This window comes from Streptomyces sp. yr375 (assembly GCF_900110755.1).
GTDB lineage: Bacteria > Actinomycetota > Actinomycetes > Streptomycetales > Streptomycetaceae > Streptomyces.
Genome location: NZ_FOFF01000009.1, coordinates 118,791 through 133,807 on the forward strand (window position 1 = coordinate 118,791; position 15,017 = coordinate 133,807).

Sequence of the window (15,017 nt, forward strand, 5' to 3'; positions counted from 1 at the left end):
CGTCGTCCGCGGTCCGTGCGCGGTCACTGCTCGCCCGCCCCGAGCGCCAGCTCGATGAGGTCGTCCTCGTCCAGTTCGTCGATGTCGTCGTCCGGAGCACCGCCCGCCACGGACGAAGCGTCACCGGACGCCTGCCGCCCTGACCCCGGCCCGGCCAGCTCCAGCAGGGCGGCCAGCAGGCCGGACCCGCGCAGCCGGTCCGGCGGGATGGTGGCGAGCAGCCGCCGTACGTCGTCGTCGCTGAAATCCGCCCCCGCCCCTGCCCCCGTCCCCGCCCCCGCCTGCGTCGCCGGGGCGAGATCGAGTTCGCGCAGCAGGTGCTCGCTCAGGACGGTCGGCGACGGGTGGTCGAAGATCAGCGTCGCCGGGAGCCGCAGACCGGTCGCCGCGTTCAGCCGGTTGCGCAGTTCCACCGCCGTCAGGGAGTCGAAACCGAGCGGCTTGAACGCCTGGTCGGGGTCGATCGCCGCGCTCGTCTCGTGCCCGAGGACGAACGCCGCCTGATCGCGTACGAGATCCAACAGTTGCCGTCCGCGCTCAGCGACCGGCAACGCCGCCAGCCGGCCCCGCAGCCCCTGCCCGCCGGACTCCGCACCGGCCGGTCCGGCGGCAGCCGCGACCGCCCGCCGGGCCGGTCCGCCGACCAACTGCCGCAGCAGCGGATGGACGGTGTCCGAGGCGCGGGCCGCGCCCGCGTCCGGGCGCACCGCCACCACGAGCGCCCGGTCCGCCCGCAGCGCCGCGTCGAACATGGCCAGGCCCTCGGCGTCGGTCAGCGGGCTCATCCCGGACCTGCGCATCCGTGCCCGGTCGCCCGCGTCCAGGTGGCCGGTCATGCCGCTCGCCCGCTCCCACAGGCCCCAGGCCACCGCGACACCGGCCAGGCCCTCGGCCCGCCGCCGCTCCGCGAGGGCGTCGAGGAAGGCGTTGGCCGCCGCGTAGTTGGCCTGCCCCGGGGTGCCCAGCGTGCTCGCCACCGAGGAGAACAGGACGAACGCGGCGAGATCCAGGTGCCGGGTCAGCTCGTGCAGATGCCAGGCCGCGTCCACCTTGGGCCGCAGCACCGCGTCGACCTGCTCGGCCGTCAGTGAGCCCAGCAGGGCGTCGTCGAGGAGCCCCGCCGCGTGCACGACGCCGGTCAGCGGGTGCTCGCGGGGCACCTCGGCCAAGGCGGCGGCGAGCGCCTCGCGGTCGGCGCTGTCGCAGGCCACGACGGTCACCTCCGCGCCCGCCGCGGTCAGTTCGCCGCACAGGGCGTCCACGCCCTCGGCCGCGCGGCCCCGACGGCCGAGCAGCAGCAGCCGCCGTACGCCGTGCTCGGCGACGAGCCGCCGCGCCACCAGCCCGCCCAGCACGCCGGTACCGCCGGTGACCAGCACCGTGCCGTCCGGGTCGAGGGCGGCCGGCGGCATGGTCAGCACCAGCTTGCCGATGTGCTGGGCCCGGCTCATGAACCGGAACGCGTCCAGGCCGCGCCGCACGTCCCAGGCCGCCGTCGGGAGCGGGCGCAGCGCCCCGCTGTCGAACAGCGGCACCAGCGCGGCCCACATCCCGCCGAGGCGCTCGGGGTCGGTCGTGACCAGGTCGTACCAGAGGTACGACACACCGGGGTGGTCGGCCGCGACCCGCTCGGGCTCCCGGATGTCGGTCTTGCCCATCTCCAGGAACCGGCCGCCGTCGCCGCCGCCGAGCAGCCGCAGCGACGCGTCCACGAACTCGTTCGCGAGCGAGTTCAGTACGACGTCCACGCCCCGCTCACCCGTCACCGCCCGGATCCGCTCCTCGAAGTCCAGCGACCGGGACGAGGCGATCCGCTCGGTGGGCAGGCCCAGCGCGCGCAGCGTGTCCCACTTGCCGGGGCCGGCCGTGGCGAACACCTCCGCGCCCAGGTGCCGGGCCAGTTGCAGCGCGGCCAGTCCCACGCCGCCGGTGGCCGCGTGGATCAGCACCGACTCGCCCGCGCGCAGGTCGGCCAGGTCGACCAGGCCGTAGTACGCGGTGAGGAACGCGATCGGCACCGAAGCGCCCTCCGCGTACGTCCACTGTTCGGGCAGCGGTACGAGCAGCCGGCGGTCGGCGACCGCGACCGGGCCGAAGGAGCCCAGGACCATACCCATCACCCGGTCGCCGGGGACCAGGTCCGTGACGTCCGGCGCGACCTCCAGGACCACGCCCGCGCACTCGCCGCCCATCACGTTCTGGTCGACCATGCCGAGACCGAGCAGCACATCGCGGAAGTTGACGCCGGCCGCCCGCACCGACAGCCGCACCTGCCCCGGGGCGAGCGGCGCGGAAGCCTCCGGATGCGGCACCAGCGCGACGTTCTCCAGCGTGCCCTTGCCGGTGGTGTCGAGCCGCCACGCGGAACCGTCCACCGGCGGCTTCAGCGCCCGCCCGGCAGCGGCCCGAACCAGCCGGGGCACCGACAACCGCCCGTCACGCAGGGCGAGTTGCGTCTCACCGGCCGCCAACGCCCGCCGCAACGCGCCCCGGGACGACTCCCGTCCGTCCACGTCAACCAGCAGGAACCGCCCGGGATTCTCGGCCTGCGCCGACCGCAACAGCCCCCACAACGGCGCGCACACCAGATCCCGCACACTCTCCCCGCCACCCGCACCCACCGCACCCCGGGTAACGACAGCCAACGTCCCACCGGCAAACCGCTCGTCCGCGAGCCACTCCCGCACCACACGGAGTACCTGGTGCACTTCGGCGCGCACGGCGTCGGCGGTGCCGACCCCGGCGGTGCCGGTCACGGCGGTGCCTGCCCCGGCCGTACGGCCCAGACAGGGCAGCACCACCGTCGCCGAGGGCGCGAGCGCAGCGAGGTCGTCGAGATCGACACACGTCTCAAAGCCGGGGCCCAGGCCGTCCGGGCCGCCCAAGCCGCCCGAGTTAGCAGGGCCGCCCACGCCGTGCGCGCCGCCCAGGCCACCCACACCGCCCAAGCCGTCCACACAGCCCAGGCCAGCCAGACCACCCGCGCCCCCCGCGCCCCCCGCACCCTCCGTGTCCGCCACCTCAAGGACGATCACCCGGTCCGGCTCGGTGTCCGGAAGGGGCAGGCCGGTCCAGTCCACCGCCAGCAGTGGGTCCTGTTCCTGCGCTCGGGCGGCGTCGAGCTGTCCCTCGGTCACCGCTCGGCTCACCAGGGAGTCCACCTCGGCGACCGGAGCCCCGCTCTGGTCCGCGACGGACAGGGAGAGGCCGTCCGTGCCCCGGGGGGTCAGGCGGACGCGTAGGGCGGTCGCGCCGGTCGCGTACAGGGAGACGCCTGTCCAGGAGAACGGCAGCCGGACCATGTCGACGCCTTCGGCGAAACCGGCGTGCAGTACCGCGTCGAGCAGCGCCGGATGGATTCCGTAACCGCCGGCGGCGGCGTGCTGCTCCGGTGGGAGCGCGACCTCGGCGAAGCGTTCCTCGCCGCGCCGCCACAGCGCCCGCAGCCCCTGGAACACCGGCCCGTAGCCGTACCCGCTCTCGGCGAGCCGTGGATACAGCCCGGTGAGATCCACCGATTCCGCACCGGCCGGCGGCCACTGCGCCAGATCCCAGTCCGGGCGGACCGCGCCCGGCGACACGAAGCCGGTCGCGTGGGTCGCCCACGGCACGTCGGCTGCCGCCTGCTCCGGCCGCGAGTGGATGCCCACGGGCCGCCGCCCGCTGTCGTCGGCGCCGCCGACCGTGAGCTGGAGCCGCAGCGCGCCGCCGTCCGCGTCCGGTACGAGCGGCGCGTGCAGCGTCAGTTCCTCCAGCACCGGGCAGCCGACCTGGTCGGCGGCCCGTACGGCGAGTTCCACCAGCGCCGTTCCGGGCACCAGGACCGTCCCCCACACGGCGTGGTCGGCGAGCCACGGCTGCGCCTTCAGCGACAGCCGGCCGGTCAGCACCACCACCTCGTCGTCGTCGCCCGCGAGGGTGAGCGTCGCGCCGAGGAAGGGATGGCCGGCGGGGTCCAGTCCCGCGCCGCGCACACCGGCGGTGGTGCTCGGCGCGGACTCCAGCCGGTACCGCTTGCGCTGGAAGGGGTAGGTGGGCAGACCGGGATCGCGGTCGCCCGCGCCGAGGACGGCGCTCCAGTCCACGGGCAGGCCGTGCGCGTGGGCGAGGGCGGCGGAGGTGAGGAAGCGGCTCCAGCCGCCCTCGTCGCGCCGCAGGGAGCCCACGGTGAACGCGCCCGCCTCCGCGAGGGCCTCGTCGATGCCGTGGGTGAGCACCGGGTGCGGGCTGCACTCGACGAACGCCGTGTGGCCCGCGCCGCGCGCGGCGTCGAGCGCGTCGGTGAGCCGGACGGTCCGGCGCAGGTTCGTGTACCAGTAGCCCGCGTCGAGCCCGGCGGTGTCGATGAGTCGACCCGTGACGGTCGAGTAGAACGGGATGCTGCCGGTGCGGGGCGCGATGCCCGCGAGGAGCCGGGCGAGGTCGTCCTCGATGACCTCGACGTGCGGGGAGTGCGAGGCGTAGTCGACGTCGATGCGCCGGGCGCGGATCTCCAACTCCGCGCAGTGCGCGAGGAGTTCGTCCAGCGCCCGCGCGTCGCCCGCTACGACGGTGGCGTTGACGCTGTTGCGGGCGGCGACGCCGATCCGCTCCCCCCAGGGGGCGATCAGCTCGCCGGCCCGGTCGTGCGGGAGCGGCAGCGAGACCATGCCGCCCTGTCCGGCCAGCTTGAGGATGGCCCGGCTGCGCAGCGCCGCGACCTTCGCGCCGTCCTCCAGGGTCAGCGCCCCGGCGACGACGGCGGCGGCGATCTCGCCCTGGGAGTGGCCGATGACGGCGGCGGGCTCGATGCCCAGCGAGCGCCACAGGGCGGCGAGGGACACCATCACCGAGAACAGCGCGGGCTGTACGACGTCCACCCGCGCCAACGGCTCACCGCTGCCCAGGACTTCGGTGAGCGACCAGTCGACGTACGGGGCGAGGGCGGCCTCGCAGTCGGCGATCGACCGCGCGAACACCTCGGAGGAATCGAGGAGTTCGGTGGCCATGCCGACCCACTGCGAGCCCTGGCCGGGGAACACGAACACCGGACGCTCGGACGCCCCCTGCCCGGTGATGACCCCGGGCGACTCGGACCCGGCCGCCAACACCCCCAACCCGGCGAGCAGTTCGTCCCGGTCCCGGCCGAGGACGACGGCCCGGTGGGCGAACGCCGTGCGCTCCGTCAGCAGGGCGCGGGCGGTGGCCCGCACATCTGACGGACCGTCACCGTCGCTGTCGCCGTCACCATCACCACGGAGATGGACGGCGAGGCGCTCGGCCTGGGCGTGCAGCGCGGCGCTGTCGCGGGCGGAGAACACCAACGGCACGACCGGCGCGGCAGGCCCGCCCGCCCTTGTTTCTGTCTCCTCTGTTTCCGGGGTCTCGGCGGGCGCCTGTTCCAGCACCACATGCGAGTTGGTGCCGCTGACCCCGAACGAGGACACGGCGGCGCGGCGCGGCCGACCCGTGTCGGGCCAGGCGCGCTGCTCGGTCAGCAGCTCCACCTGCCCCGCCGACCAGTCCACGTGCGGGGTCGGCGCGTCCACGTGGAGGGTCTTGGGCAGCACGCCGTGGCGCATCGCCATGACCATCTTGATCACACCGCCGACCCCGGCGGCCGCCTGCGTATGCCCGATGTTGGACTTCAACGAGCCCAGCCACACCGGCGTCCGACGGCTCTGGCCGTACGTGGCGATCAGCGCCTGCGCCTCGATCGGGTCACCGAGCCTCGTGCCCGTACCGTGCGCCTCGACCGCGTCCACCAGGTCGGGCGAGAGCCGGGCGTCGGCCAGCGCGGCCCGGATGACGCGCTGCTGGGACGGCCCGTTCGGCGCGGACAGGCTGCTCGTCGCACCGTCCTGGTTGACCGCCGAGCCCCGCACCACGGCGAGCACCCGGTGACCGGCCCGCCGCGCCTGCGACAGGCGCTCGACGACCAGCATGCCGACGCCCTCGCTCCACGCCGTGCCGTCGGCGGCGGCCGAGAAGGCCTTGATACGGCCGTCGCGGGCCAGCGCGCCCTGCCGGCTGAAGTCCACGAACGCGCTCGGCGTGGCCAGCACGGTCACCCCGCCCGCGAGCGCCATCGCGCACTCGTCGCGCCGCACCGCCTGCACGGCCAGGTGCAGGGCGACCAGCGACGACGAACAGGCGGTGTCGATGGTGACGGCCGGCCCCTCCAGGCCCAGCGTGTAGGAGATCCGGCCGGACGCGACGCTGGCCCGGTTGCCGTTGACCAGGAAACCGGCGACGGCCTCGTCCACCTCGCCCAGGGTGGGCGCGGGCTCGTCGTTCATCAGCCCCGCGTACACGCCGACGCGGGTGCCGCGCAGCGTGGCCGGGTCGATGCCGGCGCGTTCGAACGCCTCCCAGGACGTCTCCAGGAGCAGCCGCTGCTGCGGGTCCATGGCGAGGGCCTCGCGCGGGCTGATCCCGAAGAACGCCGGGTCGAAGTCGGCCACCCCGTCCAGGAAGCCGCCCTCCCACACGTACGAGGTGCCGGGCCGCACTCCGTCGCTGTCGTGCAACTCCTCGGCGGACCAGCCCCGTTCGGCCGGCACCGGACCGATCGCGTCCCGGCCCTCGGTGACCAGCCGCCACAGCGACTCGGGGGAGTCCACGCCGCCCGGCAGCCGGCACGCCATGCCCACGATCGCGACGGGGTCGCGCTCGGCCTCCTCCAGCTCGGCCACCCGGCGGCGGGCCTCGCTCAGCTCGGCGGTGGCCCAGCGCAGGTGCTCACGGAACTTCTCCACCTGCGACGGCGACGCCGCGCCCGGTGCAGGGGACTGCTGCGATGCTGATGTCGTCGTTGGCTGCGACACGGGAACCCGCTCCTAAAGACGCTGATGAGTCGGCGACGTTCCGCTGTCGGCGGAGCGCATCTGCTGGAGAACCTCGAAGAGTTCGTCGTCGGACGCGGAGGCGAGGTCCTCCGGCTGTGGTCCGGCGTCGTCCATGCCGGCGCGGTCGTCCGGAGCCGCGCCGCCGGGCCAGCGGGACACCAGGTCCCGCAGCCGGTGCGCGACCGTCGCCCGGGTCTCGGCGTCGGCGGTCTCGGCGAAGGGCGACAGGAACGCCTCCAGCCGGTCCACCTCGGCCAGGGCCGCCCCGGCGCCGGCGGCGGAGTCCGCCGTGCCGCCCAGCTCCGCGCACAGGTGGTCGGCGAGCGCGGCGGCGGTCGGGTGGTCGAAGGTCAGGGTGCTCGGCAGATCGGCGCCGGTCGCTTCGATCAGCCGCTCCTGGAGGTCCACGCCGGCCAGCGAGTCGACGCCCAGATCGGCGAAGCCCCGGTCGGGATCGATGTCCTCGGCCGTCCCCTCGCCCAGCGCCATCGCCGCCTGCGTCCGCACCAGTTCGAGCAGCGCCCGCCGCCGCTCCGCCTCGGGCATCGCCCGCACCAACTCCGCGTACGAGGACGCAGCGGGGGAAGCCGCGAGCGGAGCCGTCACACCGGCGTCGGCGTCGGCGTCAACGGATACGGCGTCGTCGGATACGGCGTCGTCGGCATCGGCCGCTTCCCGGCCCCCCAGCGGCCTGAGGTGCAACGCCGCCACCGCCGCCACCGGCACACCGGCCGCGTCGGCGACCTCCACGGACACGGAGGCACCGCCGTCGACCGCCGGACCGTCCACGGGAGCGAGCCGCACCCGCAGCACACTCCGCCCACCGGTACCGCTACCGGCACCGGTCGCCCCATGCCAGGCATACGGCGTCAGCAGCCGCTGCGACGCCTCGGGGTGCGCCGCCGGCCAGGCCTGGAGGGCGGTGGCGAGCAGCGCCGGATGGAGCCCGTACCGCCCGGCCTCGGCCTGTGTCTCCTCCGGCAGGGCGACCTCGGCGAACACCTCGTCGCCGCGCCGCCACACCGCCCGCAGGCCCTGGAACGCGGGCCCGTACCCGATCCCGTGCTCCTTCGCCCGCCGGTGGAAGTCGTCGACGTCCAGGCTGCGGGCCGCCGTCGGCGGCCAGGTGACGAGGTCGGACCGGGGCGGCGGCGCGCCGTCCGCGTCGAGGGCGCCCGTCGCGTGGCGCGTCCACGGCTGGTCCGGGCCGGGCCGTGAGGACACGGTGAGGAGCCTGCGGCCCGACGCGTCGGCGTCGGTCAGCCGCAGCCGGATCGCCCGGCCCGCGCGGGGATCGGCGGCCAGTTCGAGCGGGCTGTGCAGGGTCAGTTCGGCCACCCGGGCGCAGCCGGTGAACTCCCCGGCCCACCGGGCCAGTTCGAGCAGCGCTGTGCCCGGCAGCAGCACCCGGCCCGCGACGACGTGGTCGGCGAGCCACGGCTGAGCGCCCGTTGACAGCCGACCGGTGAACAACAGGCCGCCGTCCTCCGGGAGTTCGACGGTCGCGCCGAGCAGCGGATGGTCCGCGGGCGTCAGCCCGGCGGCGGCCGCGTCGAGCGTGCGGGGCCCGTCGTCCAGCCAGTACCGGCGCCGCTGGAAGGCGTACGTCGGCAGGTCGGCCGGCGGCCGGCCCGCCAGGCTCAGATCGGGGAAGACCGCGTGCCAGGCCACGGTCGTGCCGCTCACATGCAGCCGGGCCAGCGCGGGCAGCAGCCCGTCCGCACCGCTCGCCCCGCCCACCGGCGAGCGGACGACCTGCGCCGCGTGCCCCTCCAGCGCCGCCGTGAGCCGGGGCGCGACGGCCGAGTCGCCCCCGACCTCCACGAACACCGAGTGACCACGCGCACTCAACGTACGAACGGCATCGGCAAGCGGCGTAGAGGACGCCCCCAACACGGGTATCCGCCCTTCACCGAAAGAGCCCCCGACGGCCGCTCCCGCAGCCGCCCCGGTCGCCTGGTCGCCGGTTGCCCCGGCCCTCCGCGCGCCCTCTTCGATGGCGGCCCGCGCACCCTCTTCGAGGGACAGTGCGCCGGATATGCAGGCCGCCGCGATCTCGCCGACGCCCTCGCCGACCACCGCCGCGGGCTGGACGCCGTACTCCTCCCACACCCCGGCGAGGGCCACCAGCACCGCCCACCGCACGCTCGGCTCGGACCCCGGGAACGCGCCGCCGCGCAGCGCGTGGTCGCCCACCGCCGCCAGCGCCCGCTGGCAGTGCGCCAGTCGCCGGGAGAACGTCGGACAGGTCAGCACCAGCCGGGCCGCCCAGCCGAGGTCCTCCGACAGACCCTGGTCGGAGAGGACCAGCACGGTGCGGCTGTCGGCGGTGACCCGGCCGTGGAACACCCCGGGCGACGGCCGCCCCGCCGCCAACGCCGTCAGCCCCGCGAGCAGTTCGGCGCGGTCGGTGCCGACGACCACCGCCCGGTGGTCGAACACCGACCGGCCGCGCGCCAGCCCCGCGCCGACCTCCGCACGCGTCACCTCCGGATGCTCCGCCACATGCGTGAGCAGCCGCTCGGCCTGCGCCCGCAGGGCGTCCGCGCCGCGCGCGGACAGCACCCACGGCACCCCGGTCGGCCACGTCCGCGTCTGGTCCGCCTCCGAGAGCGGCCCGGAGTCGGCGCTCGGCCCGGAGTCCACGCTCTGCTCCGCCTGCTCCAGCACCACATGCGCGTTGGTGCCGCTGATCCCGAACGACGAGACACCGGCCCGGCGCGGACGGCCCGTGTCCGGCCACTCCCGGGCCTCGGTCAGCAACTCGACCGCGCCCGCCGACCAGTCCACGTGCGGACTCGGCGCGTCCACGTGCAGGGTGCGCGGCAGCACGCCGTGCTCCATCGCCTTCACCATCTTGATCACACCGGCCACCCCGGCGGCGGCCTGGGCGTGCCCGATGTTCGACTTGACCGACCCGAGCCACAACGGCCGCCCGGCGGGACGGTCCTGGCCGTACGTGGCGATCACCGCCTGTGCCTCGATGGGATCGCCCAGCTTCGTGCCGGTGCCGTGCGCCTCCACCGCGTCCACCTCGGCGGCCGTCAACCCGGCCTGCGCCAGCGCCTGTTGGATCACCCGGCGCTGCGCGGGCCCGCTCGGCGCGGTCAGTCCGCTGCTCGCCCCGTCCTGGTTGACCGCCGACCCCCGGATGACCGCGAGGATCCGCCGCCCGTGGCGGCGCGCGTCCGACAGCCGCTCCAGCAGCAGCATCCCGATGCCCTCGCCGAGCGCCGTGCCGTCCGCCGTCGCGGCGAACGCCTTGGCCCGCCCGTCCGGGGCCAGCCCGCGCTGCCGGCTGAACTGCACCAGCCACTCAGGCGACGCCATCACCGTCACCCCGCCCGCCAGCGCCAGATCGCAGTCGCCCGCCCGGATCGCCCGCGCGGCCTCGTGCAGCGCCACGAGCGACGACGACGAGGACGTGTCGACGGTGATGGCCGGCCCTTCCAGACCGAGCGTGTACGCGACCCGCCCGGACGCCACCCCGCCCGTGCTGCCGCCCGCGAGGTACCCCTCGAACTCGGCCGGGGCGTTGCGCAGCCGGGACCCGTAGTGCTCGTACAGCAGACCCGCGAACACCCCGGTACGGCTGCCGCGCAGCGACAGCGGATCGATGCCGGCCCGCTCTACGGCCTCCCAGGACGTCTCCAGCAGCAGCCGCTGCTGCGGGTCGGTCGCCAGCGCCTCCCGGGTGCTCATCCCGAAGAACGCCGGGTCGAAGCCCGCCGGATCGTCCAGGAAACTGCCCTCCCGGACGTACACCGTGCCGTGCCGCGCCGGATCGGGGTCGTACAGGCCCTCGTCCCAGCCCCGGTCGGCCGGCAGCGGCGCGACGGCGTTGCGCTCCTGCGTCACCAGCCGCCACAGGTCCTCGGGGGACTCGACGCCGCCGGGGAACCGGCAGGCCATGCCCACGATCGCGATCGGCTCACGGGCCGCTTCCTCGACCTGCCGAAGCCGTTGCCGGGTCGTGCGCAGGTCGGCGGTGAGCTGCTTCACCGTGTCGACGACCGGGCCGCCGCCGCTCGCAGCGCCGGCCGTCCCGTCGTTCGCACTGCTCGTCATGGTGTCGTGGCCTTTCCAGGTGCGTGGCTGCGTGTGGGGGGAGGCGCTTTCCGGTCGCGTACGCCGGCCAGCAGTTCGCCGACGAGGTCCGCGACGGACGCGGGCGTCGGATGATCGAAGATCAGCGTCGGGGGCAGCCGCAGCCCGGTGGCCTCGTTGAGCCGTTCGCACAACTCCACGGCCTGCCGCGAGTCGAAGCCCGCCGCCACGAAGCCACGCCCCAGGGCGACGGCAGCCGGATCGCCGTGCCCCGACACCGCCGCCACCTGCGCCCGTACGAACTCCTCGACGGCGTAGGCCCGTTCACCCGAGGTGAGCCCGCCGAGGGACAGCGCGCCGATGCCGATGACGGTGCCGGTGCCGATGGCTTGGGGCGGCCGGGGGGCACCGCGGCCCCGGAAAAGGGGGGCGTCCCGGAAGAGGGCACCCCAGTCGACGGCGACCCCGCGCACATACAGCCGGGCCATCGCCGTCAGCCACTCGGTGACCCCGTCCTGCCCCCGCCGCAGGGTCCCGACGACCCCGGACGCCGCCCCCGCACCGAAGTCCGCCAACGTCTCCGCCACCCCGCCCACCAGCACGGGATGCGGGCTGACCTCGAGAAACGTGTGATGGCCGGCCGTCCACAGGGCCCGTACGGCCGTCTCGAAACGCACCTCGGAGGTGAGGTTGCGCAGCCAGTACGAGCCGTCCAGCCCCGTCGTCTCGAACGGGCCGCCGGTGAGCGAGGAGTAGAAAGGCACGGTGGCGGCGACCGGGCCGATCGCCTCCGTACCGGCGAGGAACGCGGTGGCGTCGACGGCCGGCCCCGGCGTGTGCGCGGCAAGCCCGAGACCCAGCTCCGTGGCCGGTACGCCCGCCGCCGTGAGCAGCCCGACGACATGGGCCACGCCCGCCCGCTCACCCCCGAACAACACGGAACGCGGACCGTTCGCACCGGCGAAGTGAACCCGGCCGCGCAGACCCTCGGCGTCGAGCACCGAACGGAGTTCCCGGGCCGACACCCCGGCCGCGGCCAGCTCACCGTCCCCCTGCGCCGCCGCCTCCGCCTGCATCCGGCTCCACAGGACGACCACCCGCGCGGCCTCGTCCAGCGTCAGCGCACCCGCGACGTGCGCGGCGGCGATCTCACCGACACTGGCGCCGACGACGGCGGCGGGCTCCACACCGCAGGCGCTCCACAGCGCGGACAGCGACACACTCACCGCGAACAGCACCGGCAGGACGACGTCCACGTCCGCCAACCCCGGCGCGCCCGGCCCACCGCGCAACACCTCGTGCAACGACCACGGAACGAGCGGTTCCAGAGCCCGCGCACACTCCTCCAGCCGCGCCCGGAACACATCGGAGGCGTCGACGAGATCGAGCGCCATGCCCGCCCACTGGGACCCGAGCCCGGAAAAGACATGAACGGCGCGCCCATCGCCCGCGCCGGGCACCGTCACCGTACGGAACGACAGCGGCGCGACCCCGCCCTCGGCGACGGCCCGCAGCCCCCGCACGGCCTCGTCCCGGCCCCCGGCGAACAACACGACCCGCCGCGCGAGTCCGGTCACCGGGGACGAAGCCAACGACCACCCCAACTCGCCCACCGACAACCGGGGTTCACGCTCGAAACGCCCCACCAGCTCCCGAGCCAGCGCCGCCACGGCACCGTCACTCGGCCCGGCCAGCACGAGCGGCACCAGCACACCGTCGGTGTCACGGGCAGGGTCGGGCTCGGGCCAGGGCAGTCTGCTGGTCACGGCGTAGTCGGCCTTCTCGTCACTGGTGTCGTCGTGCGCGTGGACACGCGATCCCGTCCACAGCCGCTGTCACCGGCTCTCCGCACGCTCCGTTAGCGCTTGCTTGATCGACAACACCCTGACCCGACCCGCTTGACCAGACCTCGAGACTGACTCGACGTCACCGGCCCACTACGTTGGAGGTCATTCCGGCTGGTCGCCGGTGCTTCCCAGCGACCGCTGCGCCACCCTCCCCAGATGCCGTGCGAACACCGCCTCCGGCTCCGGTGTCAGGGTGCGCAGGGCCACCAACGCCGTGATGGCGACGTCGCACAGTTCGCTTCGGACGTCGTCCCAGGTGTGACTGGCGCCCTTGCGGGGGTTCTGGCCGGTCGCGCCGATGACCGCCTGCGCGACCTCGCCGACCTCCTCCGACAGCTTCAACACGCGTACCAGCAGGGCCTCGTGACCGCCGCGCGCCTGGTTGGCGTCCAGCCAGGTCGACAGGGCGTCGATGGTGGGCCAGAGGTCGGGGGAGGGCGCGGTGGGCGCGGTAACCGTGGTGGGCGCGGTGGGCTGGGTGCGCTCGGGCTGGTTCGCAGTGGTCATGGGCGCAGGCTGTCAGGTCACGCCCGCACCCGGTGGCTACTCCTCGAACAGAGCCTGTTGTTCGCCCTCTTCGCGCTTGCGCAGGCGCTCGTTGCGCAGGCCGACGACCGTCGCCGTGGCCGCCGCCGTCACGGCGAGGGCCGTCGGGACCATCCAGCCGCGGTCGAAGACATGGCCGAGCGCGTGATCGAGGGAGAGGCGGCCGGGGCCGGTGACGGCGAGGCCCGCGGCTGCCAGGCCCAGGGTCGCCGCGTACTCGTAGCCGCCCTCGGCGTTGAAGAAGCCGTTCGGGGCGTGCACCGCCGCCGCGCCCGCCATCGCGCCGGCCGCCGCCGCACCCGCCGCCGGGGTGGCCAGGCCCAGGGCGAGGAGCACACCGCCGCCCGCCTCCGCCAGGCCCGCCGCCGTGGCGCTCGCCCGGCCCGGCGCGTAGCCCACGGACTCCATGAACCGGCCGGTCCCCTCCAGGCCGTGTCCGCCGAACCAGCCGAAGAGCTTCTGCGCGCCGTGCGCCGCCAGCACTCCGCCGGTGCCCAGCCGGAGCAGCAGCAGGCCCAGATCACGTCGGTCGTAACAGGTCACGGTGACTCCCTGAGCAGACAAGAGCGGACTCCGTGCCCCCACCGTCGCACCCCCGGCACCCGTCCGGCCCGTCCTGGACGCCGTTCGGGTGGCGGGCGCCGGACGGCGATGTGAGTCTGGCTGGCATGTCGATTCAGACAGCCAGACTCAGCGACCCTGCCGTCCGCGCCTTCGTCACCGCCGTCAACGCCCACGACGAGGAGGCCATCCGCAGCCTCCTCACCCCCGACGCCACCATGGCGGACGACGGCTCCGACCGTGACCTCGTCCAGTGGATCGACCGGGAGATCCTCTCCTCCCACGGCCATATGGACGTCACCAAGGAGTCGGCCGGCGGCCGGGCCCTCGTCGCCGACTACCGCAACGACACCTGGGGCGAGATGCGCACCAAGTGGAGTTTCACGGTCGAGGACGACGGACGGATCTCCCGGTTCGAGACCGGCCAGGCGTAAGCACCCCCGCAGAAGCCCCGCAGGAGCCCCGTAGAAGCTCCGTTGACCCCCGTCAGGAGCGGGCCGCCGCCTGTTCCGTCAAGGTGAGCCGGCCCGCCCTGATGGTGGCCAGGCGTGGGGCGCGGCGGGCGATCGACGAGTCGTGGGTGACCATGACGAACGTCAGCCCGTACTCGTGCCACAGGCCCTCCAGCAGGGCCATGATGTCGTCGCGGGTGCCCTCGTCGAGGTTGCCGGTGGGCTCGTCGGCGAGGAGTACCTTCGGCTTCTTGACCAGCGCGCGGGCGATCGCCACGCGCTGCTGCTGGCCGCCGGACAGCTCCGCCGGCGCGTGGCCGAGGCGCTCGCCCAGGCCCACCGAGCGCAGCGCCTCCGCCGCCCGCTCCCGCCGCTCCGCCGGCTTCACGCCGAGCGGGACGAGCGCCGTCTCGACGTTCTCCTGCGCGGTCAGCGTCGGGATGAGGTTGAACGACTGGAAGATGATGCCGATCTTCTCGGCGCGCAGCCGGGTCAGCTTCGCCTCGCTGATGCGCGCGAGGTCGACGCCGTCCAGCTCGACGCTGCCCTCGGTCGGCCGGTCCAGGCCGCCGATCATCTGGAGCAGCGTCGACTTGCCGCCGCCCGTCGGGCCCTGGATGACGAGCTGGTCGCCGTCCGCGATGGTGAGGTCGATGCCGTGCAGCGCCTCGACGGTCTCCTTGCCGCGCGTGTAGCGCTTGGTGACGCCGGTGAGGGTGTACATGGGTGCTCCGGTT

At 74.7% G+C, this 15,017-nt stretch carries 7 protein-coding genes; 1 reads left to right on the plus strand and 6 read right to left on the minus strand.

The annotated features are described in order from the left end of the window. Positions 1–23: 23 nt before the first annotated feature. From BMZ82_RS12505 to BMZ82_RS12525, 5 genes are all read right to left on the minus strand, one after another. A complete protein-coding gene (locus BMZ82_RS12505) occupies positions 24–6,806 on the minus strand; it encodes a type I polyketide synthase (RefSeq protein ID WP_256251876.1) in 6,783 nt (2,260 codons plus the stop codon). 12 nt (positions 6,807–6,818) lie between these two features. After that, a complete protein-coding gene (locus BMZ82_RS12510; protein WP_093774860.1) occupies positions 6,819–10,895 on the minus strand; it encodes a type I polyketide synthase in 4,077 nt (1,358 codons plus the stop codon). Further along, positions 10,892–12,640, minus strand: a complete 1,749-nt coding sequence (locus BMZ82_RS40665) for an acyltransferase domain-containing protein (RefSeq protein ID WP_093774862.1) — start codon at positions 12,638–12,640, stop codon at positions 10,892–10,894. Before BMZ82_RS40665 ends, BMZ82_RS12510 begins: the two co-directional genes overlap by 4 nt. A 183-nt stretch (positions 12,641–12,823) precedes the next feature. Then, positions 12,824–13,228 (minus strand): MazG-like family protein, encoded by a 405-nt coding sequence (locus tag BMZ82_RS12520; protein ID WP_177244469.1) that lies wholly within the window; start codon positions 13,226–13,228, stop codon positions 12,824–12,826. A 36-nt stretch (positions 13,229–13,264) separates the two neighbouring features. Further along, complete coding sequence (locus BMZ82_RS12525) at positions 13,265–13,810, minus strand: DoxX family membrane protein (protein WP_093774864.1); 546 nt, start codon at positions 13,808–13,810, stop codon at positions 13,265–13,267. A gap of 125 nt (positions 13,811–13,935) precedes the next feature. Between BMZ82_RS12525 and BMZ82_RS12530 the strand changes: the two genes are divergently transcribed. Beyond that, complete coding sequence (locus tag BMZ82_RS12530) at positions 13,936–14,262, plus strand: nuclear transport factor 2 family protein (protein ID WP_093774866.1); 327 nt, start codon at positions 13,936–13,938, stop codon at positions 14,260–14,262. 52 nt (positions 14,263–14,314) lie between these two features. On the opposite strand, the gene BMZ82_RS12535 is transcribed toward BMZ82_RS12530, so the two are convergent. Next, entirely contained in the window at positions 14,315–15,004 is a 690-nt protein-coding gene (locus tag BMZ82_RS12535) for an ABC transporter ATP-binding protein (protein ID WP_093774868.1), read from the minus strand. Positions 15,005–15,017 lie beyond the last annotated feature (13 nt).

What these genes read in the sequence shown, in the direction of transcription:
- BMZ82_RS12530 (WP_093774866.1), top strand. Translation starts at nt 13,936, where the DNA reads ATGTCGATTCAGACAGCCAGACTCAGCGACCCTGCCGTCCGCGCCTTC.
- BMZ82_RS12520 (WP_177244469.1), bottom strand. Translation starts at nt 13,228, where the DNA reads ATGACCACTGCGAACCAGCCCGAGCGCACCCAGCCCACCGCGCCCACC.
- BMZ82_RS12510 (WP_093774860.1), bottom strand. Translation starts at nt 10,895, where the DNA reads ATGACGAGCAGTGCGAACGACGGGACGGCCGGCGCTGCGAGCGGCGGC.
- BMZ82_RS12535 (WP_093774868.1), bottom strand. Translation starts at nt 15,004, where the DNA reads ATGTACACCCTCACCGGCGTCACCAAGCGCTACACGCGCGGCAAGGAG.